This is a genomic window from Kocuria sp. CPCC 205263, assembly GCF_040981075.1.
Taxonomy (GTDB): domain Bacteria; phylum Actinomycetota; class Actinomycetes; order Actinomycetales; family Micrococcaceae; genus Kocuria; species Kocuria rosea.
The window spans coordinates 334992-350581 of record NZ_JAVKPV010000003.1 but is presented as its reverse complement, the minus strand read 5'-3'; the positions used below and the strand labels follow the sequence as shown (position 1 = coordinate 350581).

Sequence of the window (15590 nt, the reverse complement as noted above, 5' to 3'; positions counted from 1 at the left end):
TAGGGGCGGGCGACGCGGCGGGGTGGGGGCGCGATCCGGGGGCGCGGGGTGGCTCAGAAGCCCAGGCGGGACAGCTGCTTGGGGTCGCGCTGCCACTCCTTGGCGATCTTCACGTGCAGGTCGAGGTAGACCTTCGTGCCCAGCAGCGCCTCGATGGCGGTCCGGGACCGGGTGCCGATCTCCCGCAGCCGCGCGCCGCCCTTGCCGATGATGATGGCCTTCTGCGACGACCGCTCTACGTAGACGTTGACCCGCACGTCGAGCAGCGGCCGGTCCGCGGGGCGGCCCTCACGGGGCACCATCTCCTCGACCACGACCGCGAGGGAGTGCGGCAGCTCGTCCCGCACGCCCTCCAGGGCGGCCTCCCGGACGAGCTCGGCGACCATCGTCATCTCGGGCTCGTCGGTCAGCTCGCCGTCGGGGTACAGGGCCGGGGACTCCGGCATCCTGCCGATGAGCAGCCCGGCGAGGGCGTCGACCTGGAAGCCGTCCACGGCGGAGACGGGGATGACGTCGGCCCAGCCCGGGTCGTCGGCGTCGGGACGGGGCGCGTGCGCGGCCGCGGAGCGGTGGCGCGGCTTGCGGGCGGCCCGTTCGGCGCGCTCGGCGCGGACCTGGTGCTCGGCCTCCATGACGGAGCGGCCCAGCTCGGTGACCGCCAGCAGCTGCTCGGCGAGCTCGGCGCGGGAGACGGTGTCCGTCTTCGTGACGATCGCCACGACCGGCTTGTTGCCGGAGGCCGCGAGCTGCTGGGCGATGAATCGGTCCCCGGGGCCGATCTTCTCGTCGGCGGGCACGCAGAAGCCGATGACGTCGACCTCGGCGAGGGTGTCCGCCACGAGGTCGTTGAGCCGCTCGCCGAGCAGCGTCCGCGGCCGGTGCAGGCCCGGGGTGTCCACGAGCACGAGCTGGCCCTCGGGTCGGTGCACGATGCCGCGGATGGTGTGCCGCGTGGTCTGCGGTCGGCTCGAGGTGATCGCGACCTTCTGCCCGACCAGGGCGTTGGTGAGCGTGGACTTCCCGGCGTTGGGGCGGCCGACCAGCACGGCGAAGCCGGCGCGGAACGGGACCGGCTCCCCGGTGGTGGGCTCGCCGGCCCCGGGGGGCACGGCGGGTGTGGGCTCAGACATGGTGGTGGGTCTCCTCCTCGGACTCCTGGGCGGGCTCCACGGCCGTGGAGCCCGGGGGGACCCAGTCGGGGTCCCGGCGGACCTCGAGCTGGCCCACCCGGTTGCGCCGGCCCTCCAGGGTGACGGCCTCGAGGACGATGCCCTCGACGGTGGCGCTGGAGCCCACGATGGGCACCCGGCCGATGGACTTGGCGAGCAGGCCGCCGGCCGTGTCCACCTCGTCGTCCTCGAGGTCGAGGCCGAACAGGTCGCCCAGGTCCTCGACGCTGAGCCGGGCGGAGACGCGGTAGCGGCCGTCGCCGAGCTCGGCGACCTCGGGCTTCTCCCGGTCGTACTCGTCGACGATCTCGCCGAGCAGCTCCTCGATGAGGTCCTCGAGGGTCACCAGCCCGGCGGTGCCGCCGTACTCGTCGACGACGATCGCCACGTGGATCGACTCGAGCTGCATCTCGCGCAGCAGCTCGTTGACCTTCTTCGACTCGGGCACGTAGCGGACCTCGCGGGCGAGCTCGGAGAGCCCCGTGAGCCGCAGCCCGGTGCCCAGCCGGTGCACCCGCTCGGCGAGGTCCTTCTGGTACAGGATGCCGAGGACGTCGTCGGCGCTCTCGCCGATCACCGGGATGCGTGAGTAGCCGGAGCGGAAGAAGAGGTTCAGGGCGTTGTCCACGGTGTCGTCGTCGTCGACGGAGACCATGTCGGTGCGGGGCACCATGACGGCCCGGACGTTGGTGTCGTCGAGGTCGAAGACCGAGTGCAGCAGCTCCGCCTCGTTGTCCTCGATGAGGGCCTGACCCGTGGACCGGTCCACGAACTCGAGCAGCTCCTCCTCGGTGAGGTAGCCGGGGGCGATGTTCCCCGCGTCCCGGGTGCCCGAGGAGCCCAGGCGCACGAGCATCCCGGGGACCGGCCCGAGCACGATGCGCAGCAGGCGCACCAGGCCGGCGGTGGCCCGGACCGTGCCGGCGGCGTGGCTGCGCCCGACCTGGCGCGGCGAGACCCCGGTGAGGACGAAGCCCACGGCGGCCATCACCACGGTGGCCAGGAGCCCGGCGAGCCAGACGTCGTCGAGGCCGTCGAACATCGCGAGGGCCACCGCCACGGCGGAGGCCGTCTCGAACCACACGCTCCAGAAGCGCAGGGCCTGCAGGTGCGCGGTGGGCGTGGCCAGGATCCTGGCGGCGGACGAGTCGGGGGCGTCCCGGGCGATGGCCTCGGCGTCCGCGCGGGGCAGGTAGGTGAGGCCCGTCTCGGCGGCCGTGAGGACGAACGCCGTGCTCAGGAACACGATCGCCGCGACGACCAGGACGGCAGTGGTCATCATGGGGCGCTACTCCATGGTCTCGACCGGCGCGGGCCGGCCGAGGAAGTCGGTGAGCAGGTCCCGCTGGAGGGCGAACATGACCTGCCGCTCCTCGGGCTCGGCGTGGTCGTGCCCCAGCAGGTGCAGGATCCCGTGGGTGGTGAGCAGGCACAGCTCGTCCGCGACGGTGTGACCGCCGGCCTCGGCCTGCCGGCGGGCGACCGGGGGGCACAGCACGATGTCGCCCAGGGTGCCCTCCGCGGGCTCCTCCGGGGTCCCCGGGCGCATCTCGTCCATGGGGAAGGAGAGCACGTCCGTGGGGCCGGGCAGGTCCATCCACTCGATGTGCAGGCGGGCCATCTCGTCCTCGTCGACCACCGCGATGGACAGCTCCGCGTCGGGGTGGACGTGCAGGCGCTCCAGGACGTGGTCCGCGAGCCGGCCCAGCAGCTCGACGTCGACCGCCTCCCAGGCCGCGCGCTCCCCGGCGGGGACGTCCTGCGGGTCGACCTGCAGGTCGAACTCGACGGCCATCAGGCCTCCGTCCCGTCCGGGGCCGGGGCCGCCGGCGCGGCGTCGCGGGCGGCACGGGCGTCGTCCTTGCGCCGGCGCCGTTCGTTGCGGTGCCGGTTGGTCGTGTCGAAGGCGTCGTAGGCGCTGACGATCCGGCCCACCAGCTCGTGGCGCACCACGTCCTCCGCGGTCATCTCCGTGAAGGCGACGTCCGGGACGCCGCTGAGCACGTGCTGGACCTGGCGCAGGCCCGAGGACGCGCTGCCCGGCAGGTCCACCTGGGTGACGTCCCCGGTGACGACCATCTTGGAGCCGAAGCCGAGCCGGGTGAGGAACATCTTCATCTGCTCGGGCGTGGTGTTCTGCGCCTCGTCGAGGATGATGAACGCGTCGTTGAGGGTGCGGCCGCGCATGTAGGCCAGAGGGGCGACCTCGATGGTGCCCGCCTCCAGGAGGCGGGGGATCGAGTCCGGGTCCATCATGTCGTGCAGCGCGTCGTAGAGCGGGCGCAGGTACGGGTCGATCTTCTCGCTGAGCGTCCCGGGCAGGAAGCCCAGCCGCTCCCCCGCCTCCACGGCGGGGCGCGTGAGGATGATCCGGGAGACCTCCTTGGCCTGCAGCGCCTGGACGGCCTTGGCCATGGCCAGGTAGGTCTTGCCGGTGCCGGCGGGACCGATGCCGAAGACCACGGTGTGCTCGTCGATGGCGTCCACGTAGGTCTTCTGGTGCAGCGTCTTGGGGCGGATCTTGCGGCCGCGGCCGGAGAGGATGTTCTGGGTCAGGGCGCCGCTGGGGCGGGCGGTGAGGTCCCTGCCGATCAGCTCGAGCAGCTGGGTGATGACCTGGGGGGTGACCGCGGTCTCGCGGCCGGCCAGGACCTTCAGCTCGTCGAAGAGGGTGGCGACGATCTGCACGGGCCCGCTGGGGCCCTCGATGCCGAGCTCGAGTCCGCGCGGGCTGGTCGTGAGGCCGGGGAACGCCGTCTCCACCTGGCGCAGGGTGTCGTCCCCGGAGCCGAGGCACCGGACCATCGTCTCGCGGTCGGGGAAGGTGATGACGGTGCGGGCCGTCAGGGGGTGCGTGGTGCCGGGCAGCGTCTCAGTCATGGGTCCGGCCGCGCGGGCCGTGCTCTCGCTCTCTCGTGGGTCGCCGTGGTAGGGACGGCGGACGGGACTCGTCCTCTCCCCAGGGTACCGCGCGGCTCCGGCACCGGAGGTCGCCGGCCGCACATTGCGATTTGGTATCGGTCACGCCCGCCGGGGCTCCTCGGCTGGGGGCGTCCACGGGCCCTGTGCTGGAATGGTCCGGTCCTCCGGCAGGGGGACGGGTGCGGCCTCCCCCCGGTGCCGGCACCGCCCCCCACCCGATCCCGGAAAGCCGAGGTGCGCGTCCCCCCATGGCCACTGCCCGTTCCCGGCCCCGGTCCACCCGCGGCCGGCTCCCCGTGCTCGCCCTGTCCGCCGTGGGCGCCCTGGTCCTCGGCGCGTGCGGCACCGGCCCGGAGCCCGCCCTCGAAGGCACGGTCAGCGCGTCGGGCGCCGCGCCGGCCTCGTCCACCACGGCGAGCACCGCGGACGGCCGGGTGGCCACCACGAAGCTGCCCGTCTACTGGGTGGGCCGTGCGGACGGCGAGGAGCGGCTGTTCCGCGAGTTCCGGGAAGCTTCCGAGGCTGCCGCGGCCGTGGACCCCATCGCGGCGGCGGCGGCGCTGATGACCGGGGCGACCCCGGAGGACCCGGACTACCGGACGCTGTGGTCCCCGGTGGACCGGGTGGGCGCCTCGACGTCCCCGGGCGGGACCATCACCGTGGACCTGCCCTCCGAGGCCTTCCGCCCGGACCTGGAGGACCGCGAGGTCCGGCTGGCCCTCCAGCAGCTCGCGCACACGGTGACCGCCACGGCGGCCACGGCGGGCCTGCTGCCGGAGGGCTCCGCGGCCGAGGTCGTGGTGCTCGTGGACGGCCGGCCCGACGAGGAGGTCTTCGGGTCCGTGCGCCTCGACGGCCCCCTCCGCCCCGACGAGGCGCTGGAGGCCCCACTCTGGCTCGACGAGCCCCGGCAGGACGAACGGTCCGAGGGGACCCTCACCCTCTCGGGACGGGCGCTGGACGAGGTGCGGGACTGCCGGTGGACCGTGGCCGGACCGGACGGGGAGCGCGTCTCGAGCGGCGCGGCGGACGAGGTCCCCCGGGGCGACGGGACCTCCGGGTTCCGGGCCGAGCTCGAGCTGGAGCCGGGCCCCTACGTGGTGACGGTCGTCGGCCGGGACGCCGAGGGCGGGACCGTGCGCGACGACAAGGACGTGGAGGTCGTCCCCGGCTGAACCGGCCGCCCGGGCCTCAGGAGGTCCCGGACGCCCAGCGGCCGAGCGCGGCGCTGAGCACCGCCAGCGCGGCCGGTCCGGCGGTGGAGCTGCGCAGCACCTCCGGGCCGAGCCGGACTGCGAGGGCCCCCGCCCCGGCCAGGACCTCGAGCTCCGCCGGTGCGACGCCCCCCTCGGGGCCCACCACCAGGACGATCCGCTCGGCCCCCGCCCACGGGGCGCCGGCGGCGCCGGCCAGGTCGGCGAGGGAGTCGTGCGCCTCCTCGTGCAGGACGAGGCCGCGGGTCCCCGGCTCCCCGAGCAGGCGGGCGAGCTCGCGGGTGGTGGACAGGGGCAGCACCTCGGGCCAGACGGCCCGCCGCGACTGCTTGGCGGCCGCCGCGACGGTGTGCACCCACTTCTCGTGGCTCTTGGCGGCGCGCTCCTTCTTCCACCGCACGATGGAACGGTCGGCCTGCCAGGGCACCACGGCGTCGACGCCCAGCTCGGTGGCCGTCTCCACGGCCAGCAGGTCCCGGTCGCCCTTCGCGAGGGCCTGGGCGAGGACGAGCCGGGGCGTGCGGGCGGGCTCGGTGGTCACCGAGACCACGCCGACCTCCATGCTGTCCCGGTCCCCCGCGCGCAGCTCCCCGGTGGCCCGGGTCCCCGCGCCGTCGACGAGCTCGAGCCGCTCACCGGGCGCGAGCCGGCGCACGGTGACGGCGTGCCGGGCCTCCGGGCCGGTGACGGTGAGCGCCGCCCCGGGGCCGAGACCCGCGAGCCGGCCCGGCTCGACCTTGAAGACCGGCAGGCTCACAGGTCGGAGAACCGGTCCTTGAGCCGGGAGAAGAAGCCGCCGGAGCCGGCCGGGGAGTTCAGGGTGGTGCCGGTGGACTGGTCCTCACCGCGCAGCCGGGACAGCTGCTCGAGCAGCTCGCGCTGCTCGTCGTCGAGCGCCGTGGGGGTCTCGACCTCGAGGTGGACGAACAGCTCGCCCCGGCCGCCGCCGCGCAGCCGGGTGGCCCCGAGCTCGTGCAGGGTGACGGTGTGGCCGGTCTGCGTGCCGGGGGCGACGGGCACCTCGCGCTCGCCGTCGAAGGTCTCGAGGGTCACGGTGGTGCCGAGGGCCGCGGAGGTCATGGGCACCCGGACGCGGGCGTGCAGGTCGTCGCCCTGGCGCTCGAACGTGGGGTCGGGATCGACCTTGAGCTCCACGTAGAGGTCGCCGTTCGGCCCGCCGGCGGTGCCGGCCTCGCCCTGACCCGAGAGGCGGATCCGGTTGCCGGTCGAGACGCCGGCGGGGATCTTGACGGTCAGCGGGCGGCGGTCGCGCACGCGGCCCTCGCCGTAGCACTCGTGGCACGGGTGCTTGATGACGGTGCCGAAGCCCTGGCAGGTGGCGCACGGCGCCGCCGTGACCACGGTGCCGAGGATCGACTGGACCTGGCGCTGCACCTGGCCGGATCCGTGGCAGACGTCGCAGGTCTCGGGCTGGGTGCCCGCCTGGCAGCAGGTGCCGTCGCAGGTGGGGCAGACCACGGCGGTGTCCACGGTGATCTTCTTCTCCGTGCCGAAGACCGCGTCCCGGAGGGTGACCCGGACGTTGATCAGGGCGTCCTGGCCCTGGCGGGTGCGGGACGCGGGTCCGCGCCGGCCGGAGCCGGCGCTGCCGGCGCCCTGGAAGAAGGTGTCGAAGATGTCGGCGAAGCCGAACCCCGTGCCGGGGAAGCCCCCGCCGAAGCCGGTGTCGGTGCCGTTCTCGTTGCCGGTCGCGTCGTAGACGCGCCGCTTCTCGGGGTCGGAGAGGACGTCGTTGGCGTGGGAGAGGCGCTTGAAGTCCTCGGCGGCCTCCGGGCCGGGGTTGACGTCGGGGTGCAGCCGGCGGGCCTTCTTGCGGTAGGCCTTCTTGATCTCTTCCTGGCTGGCGTCCCGGGACACGCCCAGGGTCTCGTAGTGATCGCTCACCGTGGTCCGTTCTGTCGAGAGGTCTGTGGTGGGTTTCGCTGGTGGGCCCCGGTGGACGGGGCCCGCGGGGGCTCAGCCCCCGAGGATACGGGAGAGGTAGCGGGCGACGGCGCGCACGGCGGCCATCGTGGACGGGTAGTCCATGCGCATGGGGCCCACGACCCCCACCTTGGACTGCGGCCCGTAGCCGGTGGCGACGACGGCGGCCTCGGACAGGGGGCCCTCGGCGTTCTCCGTGCCGATCCGCACGGCCACCCCGCGGGCGTCCTGCTCCATCTCGGAGAGCAGCCGGAGCATCACCACCTGCTCCTCGAGGGCCTCGAGGACCGGGCCGATGCTCAGGTGGAAGTCCCCGGTGGAGCGGGCGAGGTTGGCGGTGCCGGCCATGACCATGCGGTGCTCGGCCCCGCCCGCCGCGAGGGCGCCGACGGCCTCCCCCACGGCGGCGGCGGCCGGCTGCAGCGGCGGGGCGGTGCTCGCGGTCATCGCCGCGAGGGCGTCCGGCACCGCGGTCAGGGAGCGCCCGACCACGGCGGCCAGCACCCGGGCGCGCAGCTCGAGCAGCTGGGACTCCTCGAGCGGCGCCCGCAGCACGGCGACGCGCTGCGCCACCCGGCCGTTGGTCGGGATGAGCACCACCAGCACCCGGCCGGCGCCGAGGTCCACGACCTCGACGTGGCGCACGGTGACCCCGGAGGCGTGCGGGTACTGCACGACCGCGACCTGCTGGGTGAGCTGCGCGAGCAGCCGCACGGTGCGCTCCATGACGTCGTCGATGTCCGCGGCGTCGTCCAGCAGCCGCTGGATGGCCCGCCGTTCCGGGCCCGAGAGCGGCTTGACGGCCGCGATCTGGTCGACGAACGTGCGGTAGCCCTTGTCCGTGGGGATCCGGCCCGAGCTCGTGTGGGGGGCCATGATCAGGCCCTCCTCCTCGAGCGCGGCCATGTCGTTGCGCACGGTGGCCGAGGAGACGCCGAGCCGGTGCCGGTCCACGAGGGCCTTGGAGCCGACCGGCTCGCGGAAGTGCACGTAGTCCTCCACGATGGCCTGCAGGATCTGCAGTCGTCTCGGATGGTTCACGTCGCTCCTCCCCGGTTCGTCCACGCCCCCGAAGATGCCCTGGCACTCGGGTGGCCGCAGTGCCAACGGCGTCCAGTGTAGCCCCCGTGTCCGACGGCCGGTCGCCCCCGCGGTTTGGTACGCTTCCGGCTGATCCGCGCCGGACGCGCGGCACCGCGACCCGGGAGGACGACCATGAGCCACCACGGCTGGGGGCCGCGCAGCCTCGACGACGACGCCCTCGCCCGCCGCCGGCCGGTCTCCTCGGAGGTCCCGGTCGCCCCGGGGATGCTCCTGGAGGACGTCACGACCGGCTGGGTCGGCGCGGTCGTGTCCCTGGAGACCATCGGCGGGATGCGCGTGCTGGGGCTCGAGGACCGGAGGGGGCGGGTCAAGGCGTTCCCCCTGGGGCCGGGGTTCCTGCTCGAGGGCGAGCCCGTGGTCGTCGTCGAGCCCCGCCGGGCCCCCGCGGCGCGCAAGCCCTCCCGCACGCGCTCGGGCTCCGTGGCCGTCGAGGGGCTGCGCGCGAGCACCGCGAAGGCCTCCCGGGTGTGGGTCGAGGGCTACCACGACGCCGAGCTGGTGGCCAAGGTGTGGGGCCACGACCTGGCGGTCGAGGGCATCGTCGTGGAGCCGCTGCACGGCATCGACGACCTGCCCGCCGCCGTGCGGGAGTTCGGGCCGGGCCCTGGGCGACGGCTCGGCATCCTCGTCGACCACCTCGTGGCCGGCTCCAAGGAGTCGAGGATCGCCGCGGAGACCATGCGCCTGCCCGGCGCCGCGGGCAACGTCCTGGTGCTGGGCCACCCCTACGTCGACATCTGGCAGGCGGTCAGGCCGCGCACCCTCGGCATCGACGCCTGGCCCGTGGTCCCGCGCGGCACGGACTGGAAGACCGGCACCGCCGCCGCCCTCGGGTGGCCGCACCGCACCCCCGGCGACCTCGGCCGGGCCTGGCAGCACATCCTGTCCCGCGTGGACAGCTACGCCGACCTCGAGCCGTCCCTGCTGGGCCGGGTCGAGGAGCTCATCGACTTCCTCACCGCCCCCGGGGCCTGACCCGCCGCTCCGCGTGCACGGGCAACGCCCAGCAGATCGTCACAAAGGCACACGTGCGCGGGGCCGATCCTCCGCCCTCCGGGCCGGTCGATAGGATGGTCGTGTCCCACCCACCGTCCGCGGCCCCGCCGCGGTCCCACCGCCGAAGGACATCCGTGCCCGTGCAGACCGACCCCCGATCGAGCCGCGACAACGCCGGGGCCCCGTTCGAGGGCCTCTCCCCCGTGGCCCAGCCGCTGACCGTCACCGAGGACCACCAGTGGGCGACCCTGGCGCACTTCGGCGGCGTCATCGGCTTCCTCCCCTCGTTCCTCGTCCACCGCGTCTTCCGCGGGCGCGGCCCGTTCACGGAGCAGGAGTCGATGGAGGCCATGAACTTCACACTGCTGCCGACCCTCGTGGTGGTCACCGGGATCCTGCTCGCCCCGGTGCCGTTCATCGGCTGGTTCTTCGCGCTCGCCGCCGCCGCCGCGTGGCTGCTGCTCGCCGTCGGCTCCCTGATCGGCGGGGTCCGGGTCAACCGCGGCGAACCGCACCTCTACCGCTTCAACACCCGGCTCTACGACCGGCTCGTCGAGCGCCTCCGCGAGCGGTCCCGGGGGCGCGCCGCGCGCGGCTGACACCGGTCCGCGCCGGGGGCGTCCCGGACGGACGCATCCGTTCCCGACGGGTGCGTCCGCTCCTCGTGCGGGCGCCCCGGCCGGGGTGCCCGCGTCAGGCGAGCAGCCGCCGCACCACGGCGTCGCCGAGGAGGCGGCCCCGCAGGGTCAGCACCAGCGAGCCGCGCAGCGCCGCCGCGGGCTCCACCAGCCCGTCGGCGATCAGCCCGGCCACCGCGGTCCGCCCGCCGCCGGCCAGAGCGGTCGTGGGCAGGCCGTCGCGGATCCTGGCCTCCAGCATCACCCGCTCGAGGTGGCGGGTGTCGTCGTCGAGGATCTCGCGCCCGGCCGCCGGCGACTGTCGGGCCCGCACCCGGTTCGTGTAGGGCACGGGGTGCTTGAGGTTCCACCAGCGCGTCCCGCCCACGTGCGAGTGCGCCCCGGGGCCGATCCCCCACCAGTCCTGGTTGCGCCAGTAGGCGAGGTTGTGCCGGCTGCGGTGGGCGCCGGCGTCCGCGCCCTCGGCGGGCCGGGCCCAGTTGCTCACCTCGTACCACTCGAAGCCGGCCTCGGCGAAGACCCGGTCCGCGAGCTCGTACTTGTCGGCCTGGTCGTCCTCGTCGATCGGCGGGACCTCTCCGCGCCGCATCCGCGCCGCGAGCTTCGTGCCGTCCTCGATGATCAGCGAGTACGCGGAGACGTGGTCGGGCTCGTGACCCACCGCCGTGCGTACCGAGTGCTCCCAGTCGGCCAGGGACTCCCCCGGGGTGCCGTAGATGAGGTCCACGCTGACGCCCAGGCCGGCCTCGCGCGCCCACCGCACGGCCCGCGGCACGTTGTCGGGGTCGTGCGTGCGGTCCAGGACGGCGAGCACGTGCGGGACGGCCGACTGCATCCCGAAGGACACCCGGGTCACCCCCGCCGCCGCGAGCACCGCGAGGGACTCGGGCGTCACGGAGTCCGGGTTGGCCTCGGTGGTCACCTCCGCGCCCGCCGCGAGCCCGAAACTCTCCGCGGCCTGCGCCAGGACCGCGGCGAGGTCCTCGGCGGGCAGCAGCGTGGGGGTGCCGCCGCCGAAGAACACGCTGTGCAGCGGGCGGGGGGCCACCCCGGAGTCCTCCAGCACCCGGCGCGCCCAGCGGACCTCCGCCGCGGCGTCCCCGGCGTAGGCGTCCTGGGACACCCCCGCCCCGAGCTCCACGGCCGTGTAGGTGTTGAAGTCGCAGTAGCCGCACCGGACCGCGCAGAACGGCACGTGCACGTAGAGGCTGAGCGTGCGGTCCGCGGAGCCCACCGCGGCGGAGGGTGGCAGCAGTCCGTCGAGCGGGCCGGGCAGACCCTCCGGCTGGGCGGGGGCCACTACTTCTTCTTGTCCTTCGCCCCGGACTCGTCGGAGGACAGCGCCGCGACGAACGCTTCCTGGGGGACCTCCACCCGGCCGACCATCTTCATCCGCTTCTTGCCCTCCTTCTGCTTCTCGAGCAGCTTGCGCTTGCGCGAGATGTCGCCGCCGTAGCACTTGGAGAGCACGTCCTTGCGGATCGCCCGGATGTTCTCGCGGGCGATCACCCGGGAGCCGATGGCCGCCTGGATGGGCACCTCGAACTGCTGGCGCGGGATGAGCTCGCGCAGCTTGCCGGTCATCATCACCCCGTAGGCGTACGCCTTGTCCCGGTGGGTGATCGCGCTGAAGGCGTCCACCGGCTCGCCCTGCAGGAGGATGTCGACCTTCACGAGGTCCGCGGCCTCCTCGCCCTCGGCCTTCCAGTCCAGGGACGCGTAGCCCTTGGTGCGGGACTTGAGCTGGTCGAAGAAGTCGAAGACGATCTCGGCCAGGGGCAGCCGGTAGCGCAGCTCCACCCGGTCCTCGGAGAGGTAGTCCATGCCCTTGAGCTGACCGCGCTTGGACTGGCACAGCTCCATGATCGCGCCGATGAACTCGGACGGGGCCAGCACCGTCGCGGCCACCATGGGCTCGCGGATCTCGGCGATCTTGCCCTCGGGGAACTCGGAGGGGTTCGTGACCGCGCGCTCGGAGCGGTCCTCGAGGGTGACGTTGTAGCTCACGGAGGGCGCCGTGGAGATCAGGTCCAGGTTGAACTCGCGCTCGAGGCGCTCCCGGACGATCTCGAGGTGGAGCAGGCCCAGGAACCCGCACCGGAAGCCGAAGCCCAGGGCCGCGGAGTTCTCGGGCTCGTAGACCAGGGCGGCGTCGTTGAGCTGGAGCTTGTCTAGGGCGTCGCGCAGGACCGGGTAGTCGGAGCCGTCGATGGGGAACAGCCCCGAGAAGACCATCGGCTTGGGGTCCTCGTAGCCGCCCAGGTTCTCGGCCGCTGGCCGCTGGTGGTTGGTCACGGTGTCACCCACCCGGGACTGGCGCACGTCCTTGACCCCGGTGATGAGGTAGCCCACCTCACCCACGCCGAGCCCCTCCGTGGGCTTCGGCTCGGGCGAGATGACCCCGATCTCCAGCAGCTCGTGCTGCGCGCCGGTGGACATCATCCGGATCCGCTCGCGCGGGGTCAGCTTGCCGTCGACCACGCGGATGTAGGTGACCACGCCGCGGTAGGTGTCGTAGACGGAGTCGAAGATCATGGCCCGCGAGGGCGCGTCCGCGTCCCCCTGCGGGGCGGGGACCAGCTCCACGATCCGGTCGAGCAGCGCCTCGACGCCCGCACCGGTCTTCCCGGAGACCCGCAGCACGTCCTCGGGGTCCACGCCGATGAGGTTGCCGAGCTCCTGGGCGTACTTCTCCGGCTGGGCCGCGGGCAGGTCGATCTTGTTCAGCACCGGGATGATCGTGAGGTCGTTCTCCATGGCCAGGTACAGGTTCGCCAGGGTCTGCGCCTCGATGCCCTGCGCGGCGTCCACCAGCAGCAGCGCGCCCTCGCAGGCGGCCAGGGACCGGGAGACCTCGTAGGTGAAGTCCACGTGCCCCGGGGTGTCGATCATGTTCAGCGCGTAGTCCGTGCCCCCCACGTTCCAGGGCATCCGCACCGCCTGGGACTTGATGGTGATCCCGCGCTCGCGCTCGATGTCCATCCGGTCCAGGTACTGGGCCTTCATCTCCCGCGTGGTGACCACGCCGGTGGCCTGGAGCATCCGGTCCGCGAGCGTGGACTTCCCGTGGTCGATGTGGGCGATGATGCAGAAGTTTCGGAGGATCGACGGGTCGGTCGAGGCGGGAACCGGGGCATTGACGGCCAGCGGTGACACGGGCGGTCCTTTCTCCGGGAGAACGTCGCTTCCGGCAGGTCCTGGGGCTACCGGCGGGTGGACCGCGCCGGGGATTCAACTGTCTAGTTTCCCACGTTCGGTCATGGAGAGCCATTTCGGCCCGCGGGGGCCCCGACTGCGCGGGAGGGCCCCTGGCTAGAGTGGGCGCATGAAGCTGAACCTCGGCACCTTGGCCCGGCTCGCCGCCCGCGCCGTGGACGTCTACCAGCGCTCCGGACGGGGCCGCCCGGAGCAGCCCCGTCCGGGTCGACGCGCCGCGTCGGCCTCCGCGCGGCCCCGGCCCACCACCGTGCTGTCCCGGGCCGGCGACGGCCGCCCCGAGGGGCTCTCCCGCCCCTACCCCGGGGACTGGACCGGGCCGGTCCGGCTCGTCTACCGCCCACTGTCCGACGGCGAGGCCGATCCCGGCGAGATCGTGTGGACCTGGGTGCCCTTCGAGGAGGACCACCGCCGCGGGAAGGACCGGCCCGTGCTGGTCGTGGACCGGGCCGGGGACCGCCTGCTGTGCCTGATGCTCACCTCCCGGGACCACGGCGACGGGCCCGCGCAGGACCCCGACTACGTGGACGTCGGGACGGGGCCGTGGGACCCGCGGGGCCGGCCGTCCGAGGTCAAGCTCGACCGTGTGGTCCAGGTGCTGCCCGCCGACGTCCGGCGCGAGGGCGCGGTCCTGCCCGAGCACCTCTTCGACCGGGTGGCCGGACGGCTCCACCGCCTGCGCGGCTGAGCACGCGGGCCCGGCGCGCTCCGTGTCGGCACTGTCCGGCGGCGGGGCGTGGTCTGCTAGACTTTTTTGCTGTGTGTCCGCGCTGGTCGTCGGGCACTGCAGGGCGGTCGCCACACGGGCGTCCCCACTCCCACTCAGTCACATGGCTGTCCTGTTTGCCCTCACTGACCGAATTCCGCACCCATCGCCAAGGAGTGACACGTGGCCAACATCAAGTCCCAGAAGAAGCGCAACCTCACCAACGAGAAGTCGCGTCTGCGCAACAACGCGTACAAGTCCGAGCTGAAGACGCTGGTCCGCCGCGTCGACGAGGCCGTCGGCGCCTCCGACAAGGAGACCGCCCAGGACGCCCTGCGCGTCGTCTCCCGCAAGCTCGACAAGGCCGTCAGCAAGGGCGTCCTGCACAAGAACAACGCGGCCAACAAGAAGTCCGGTCTGGCCAAGCTGGTCGCCAAGATCTGATCCCGGTTCCCCGCGAACCGCGCCCGCCGCTCCGGCGGGCCGCACGGAGGCCCCGTCCCACTCAGGGACGGGGCCTCCGTCGTCCCCCGGGCCCGTTCGGCCCGGGGTTCGCCGCTCAGCGGCGGCCGGACAGGGCGATGGTGGTGATCGCCCGCTCCACCGCGTAGGCGGGGTCCCGCCCCTCGCCCTTGACCTGGGCGTCTGCCTCGGCCAGCGCCCGCAGCGCCCGCACGAGGTCCTCCTCGGAGAAGCGCCGGGACTCCTCCTGCGCCCGCTCGACCATCCACGGGGCCGCCCCGATCCGCTGGGCGAGCTGACCCGCGCCGCCGCGGGTCCCGTGCACCTGGGCGATCGTGCGCAGCTTCGCGGCCAGCGCCCCGACCATCGGGACGGGGTCCACCCCGGTGTCGAGGGCCTGGCGCCACAGCTTGAGGGCGCTCTCGGCGCGTCCGGCCAGCGCGGCGTCCGCGACCTTGAACGCGGTGGCCTCCACGCGCCCGCCGTAGTACTTCTCCACGTCGTCGAAGCTGATGCTCTCGGGGCCGTCGGACAGCAGCTGGGCGCATGCGGCGGCCAGCTCGGCCGTGCTGCTGCCCACGGCGGCGGCGAGCGCGCGGGCGGCGTCGGGGTCGATGCGGCGCCGGTGGGTGCGGAACTCGGTGACGATGAAGTCGGTCTTGTCGCGGTCGTTCTTGAGGGGCTTGCACTCCACGACGGCGGCGCCGGCGGCCTTGAGGGCGTCGAGGAGCTTCTTGCCGCGGTTGCCGCCGCTGTGCTCCCAGAGCACGACGACGTCCGGGTCGGGGGCCTGGACGTAGGCGAGGCCGTCGGCGAGGCAGTCGTCGTTCATGGCGGCGAGATTGCTGACGTGGATGAGCTTCGCGTCGTCGAACAGGGAGGGGCTGGCGAGCGCGGCGAGCTGTCCGGGGGCGTAGGCGGCGGCGTCGACGGTGGAGAGCTCGACGGGGCCGCGCCGGTCCTTGAGGGCGGTGCGGACGCGGTCGCGGGCGCGGGCGGCGAGGTAGTCCTCGGGGCCGGTGAGCAGGATGAGCGGGGTGGGCTCGACGTCGCGCCAGGTGGGTCCGGCGGTGGGTGCGGGGCGCCTCGGTGGGGTCATGGCCGCGTCCTCCTGTGGTGGCGGCCGGACGGGGCCGCCTGCTGGGTGGGGTGGTCTCCAGCTTCCCACGTCCGGGCGACATGTGGTGGCTTGGTCCCGGGTGGTGGGGTCATGATCGTG

Annotated in this window: 15 protein-coding genes; 5 read left to right on the top strand and 10 right to left on the bottom strand. The window is 73.8% G+C overall.

Annotated features, from left to right (window positions below):
* Positions 1 to 53 precede the first annotated feature (53 nt).
* The 4 genes from RF647_RS06390 to RF647_RS06375 are packed head-to-tail and all read right to left on the bottom strand — an operon-like array spanning position 54 to position 4049.
* A complete protein-coding gene (locus RF647_RS06390) occupies positions 54 to 1130 on the bottom strand; it encodes a GTPase Era (protein ID WP_368811001.1) in 1077 nt (358 codons plus the stop codon).
* A complete protein-coding gene (locus RF647_RS06385) occupies positions 1123 to 2451 on the bottom strand; it encodes a hemolysin family protein (RefSeq protein ID WP_368811000.1) in 1329 nt (442 codons plus the stop codon). The genes RF647_RS06390 and RF647_RS06385 overlap by 8 nt, the downstream gene beginning before the upstream one ends.
* Positions 2452 to 2457: 6 nt before the next feature.
* The gene (gene ybeY / locus RF647_RS06380; RefSeq protein WP_368810999.1) at positions 2458 to 2964 is read right to left on the bottom strand and encodes an rRNA maturation RNase YbeY; all 507 of its coding nucleotides are present in this window, start codon (positions 2962 to 2964) and stop codon (positions 2458 to 2460) included.
* Entirely contained in the window at positions 2964 to 4049 is a 1086-nt protein-coding gene (locus RF647_RS06375) for a PhoH family protein (protein WP_368810998.1), read from the bottom strand. The genes ybeY and RF647_RS06375 overlap by 1 nt, the downstream gene beginning before the upstream one ends.
* Positions 4050 to 4339: 290 nt before the next feature.
* Here RF647_RS06375 and RF647_RS06370 point away from each other — a divergent pair, with 290 nt between their 5' ends.
* Positions 4340 to 5266, top strand: a complete 927-nt coding sequence (locus RF647_RS06370; RefSeq protein WP_368810997.1) for a GerMN domain-containing protein — start codon at positions 4340 to 4342, stop codon at positions 5264 to 5266.
* A gap of 16 nt (positions 5267 to 5282) precedes the next feature.
* Here the strand turns inward: RF647_RS06370 and RF647_RS06365 are convergent, their stop codons facing one another.
* The 3 genes from RF647_RS06365 to hrcA form a co-directional block, all read right to left on the bottom strand.
* Positions 5283 to 6062: a 16S rRNA (uracil(1498)-N(3))-methyltransferase gene (locus RF647_RS06365; RefSeq protein ID WP_368810996.1), complete on the bottom strand. Its 780-nt coding sequence runs from the start codon at positions 6060 to 6062 to the stop codon at positions 5283 to 5285.
* Positions 6059 to 7210: a molecular chaperone DnaJ gene (gene dnaJ, locus RF647_RS06360; protein ID WP_368810995.1), complete on the bottom strand. Its 1152-nt coding sequence runs from the start codon at positions 7208 to 7210 to the stop codon at positions 6059 to 6061. The genes RF647_RS06365 and dnaJ overlap by 4 nt, the downstream gene beginning before the upstream one ends.
* 72 nt (positions 7211 to 7282) lie before the next feature.
* On the bottom strand, positions 7283 to 8290 hold the full coding sequence (gene hrcA / locus RF647_RS06355) for a heat-inducible transcriptional repressor HrcA (protein WP_368810994.1): 1008 nt from the start codon (positions 8288 to 8290) through the stop codon (positions 7283 to 7285).
* Between the two features lie 174 nt (positions 8291 to 8464).
* On the opposite strand from hrcA, the gene RF647_RS06350 reads away from it, so the two are divergent.
* The gene (locus RF647_RS06350; RefSeq protein ID WP_368810993.1) at positions 8465 to 9328 is read left to right on the top strand and encodes a DUF3097 domain-containing protein; all 864 of its coding nucleotides are present in this window, start codon (positions 8465 to 8467) and stop codon (positions 9326 to 9328) included.
* A 155-nt stretch (positions 9329 to 9483) separates the two neighbouring features.
* Complete coding sequence (locus tag RF647_RS06345; RefSeq protein ID WP_017833972.1) at positions 9484 to 9948, top strand: DUF4870 domain-containing protein; 465 nt, start codon at positions 9484 to 9486, stop codon at positions 9946 to 9948.
* 94 nt (positions 9949 to 10042) lie between these two features.
* On the opposite strand, the gene hemW is transcribed toward RF647_RS06345, so the two are convergent.
* Entirely contained in the window at positions 10043 to 11287 is a 1245-nt protein-coding gene (gene hemW / locus RF647_RS06340; RefSeq protein ID WP_368810992.1) for a radical SAM family heme chaperone HemW, read from the bottom strand.
* Positions 11287 to 13143: a translation elongation factor 4 gene (gene lepA / locus RF647_RS06335; RefSeq protein WP_368810991.1), complete on the bottom strand. Its 1857-nt coding sequence runs from the start codon at positions 13141 to 13143 to the stop codon at positions 11287 to 11289. The genes hemW and lepA overlap by 1 nt, the downstream gene beginning before the upstream one ends.
* Before the next feature lie 169 nt (positions 13144 to 13312).
* Here lepA and RF647_RS06330 point away from each other — a divergent pair, with 169 nt between their 5' ends.
* Together RF647_RS06330 and rpsT are read left to right on the top strand one after the other, a co-directional pair.
* The gene (locus RF647_RS06330) at positions 13313 to 13891 is read left to right on the top strand and encodes a type II toxin-antitoxin system PemK/MazF family toxin (protein WP_368810990.1); all 579 of its coding nucleotides are present in this window, start codon (positions 13313 to 13315) and stop codon (positions 13889 to 13891) included.
* A 201-nt stretch (positions 13892 to 14092) separates the two neighbouring features.
* Positions 14093 to 14353: a 30S ribosomal protein S20 gene (gene rpsT, locus RF647_RS06325; RefSeq protein ID WP_017833968.1), complete on the top strand. Its 261-nt coding sequence runs from the start codon at positions 14093 to 14095 to the stop codon at positions 14351 to 14353.
* A 115-nt stretch (positions 14354 to 14468) separates the two neighbouring features.
* Here the strand turns inward: rpsT and holA are convergent, their stop codons facing one another.
* Positions 14469 to 15470, bottom strand: a complete 1002-nt coding sequence (gene holA / locus RF647_RS06320; RefSeq protein ID WP_017833967.1) for a DNA polymerase III subunit delta — start codon at positions 15468 to 15470, stop codon at positions 14469 to 14471.
* Positions 15471 to 15590 lie beyond the last annotated feature (120 nt).

What these genes read in the sequence shown, in the direction of transcription:
- ybeY (WP_368810999.1), bottom strand. Translation starts at nt 2,964, where the DNA reads ATGGCCGTCGAGTTCGACCTGCAGGTCGACCCGCAGGACGTCCCCGCC.
- RF647_RS06330 (WP_368810990.1), top strand. Translation starts at nt 13,313, where the DNA reads ATGAAGCTGAACCTCGGCACCTTGGCCCGGCTCGCCGCCCGCGCCGTG.
- RF647_RS06385 (WP_368811000.1), bottom strand. Translation starts at nt 2,451, where the DNA reads ATGATGACCACTGCCGTCCTGGTCGTCGCGGCGATCGTGTTCCTGAGC.
- RF647_RS06375 (WP_368810998.1), bottom strand. Translation starts at nt 4,049, where the DNA reads ATGACTGAGACGCTGCCCGGCACCACGCACCCCCTGACGGCCCGCACC.
- RF647_RS06370 (WP_368810997.1), top strand. Translation starts at nt 4,340, where the DNA reads ATGGCCACTGCCCGTTCCCGGCCCCGGTCCACCCGCGGCCGGCTCCCC.
- RF647_RS06390 (WP_368811001.1), bottom strand. Translation starts at nt 1,130, where the DNA reads ATGTCTGAGCCCACACCCGCCGTGCCCCCCGGGGCCGGCGAGCCCACC.
- RF647_RS06350 (WP_368810993.1), top strand. Translation starts at nt 8,465, where the DNA reads ATGAGCCACCACGGCTGGGGGCCGCGCAGCCTCGACGACGACGCCCTC.
- holA (WP_017833967.1), bottom strand. Translation starts at nt 15,470, where the DNA reads ATGACCCCACCGAGGCGCCCCGCACCCACCGCCGGACCCACCTGGCGC.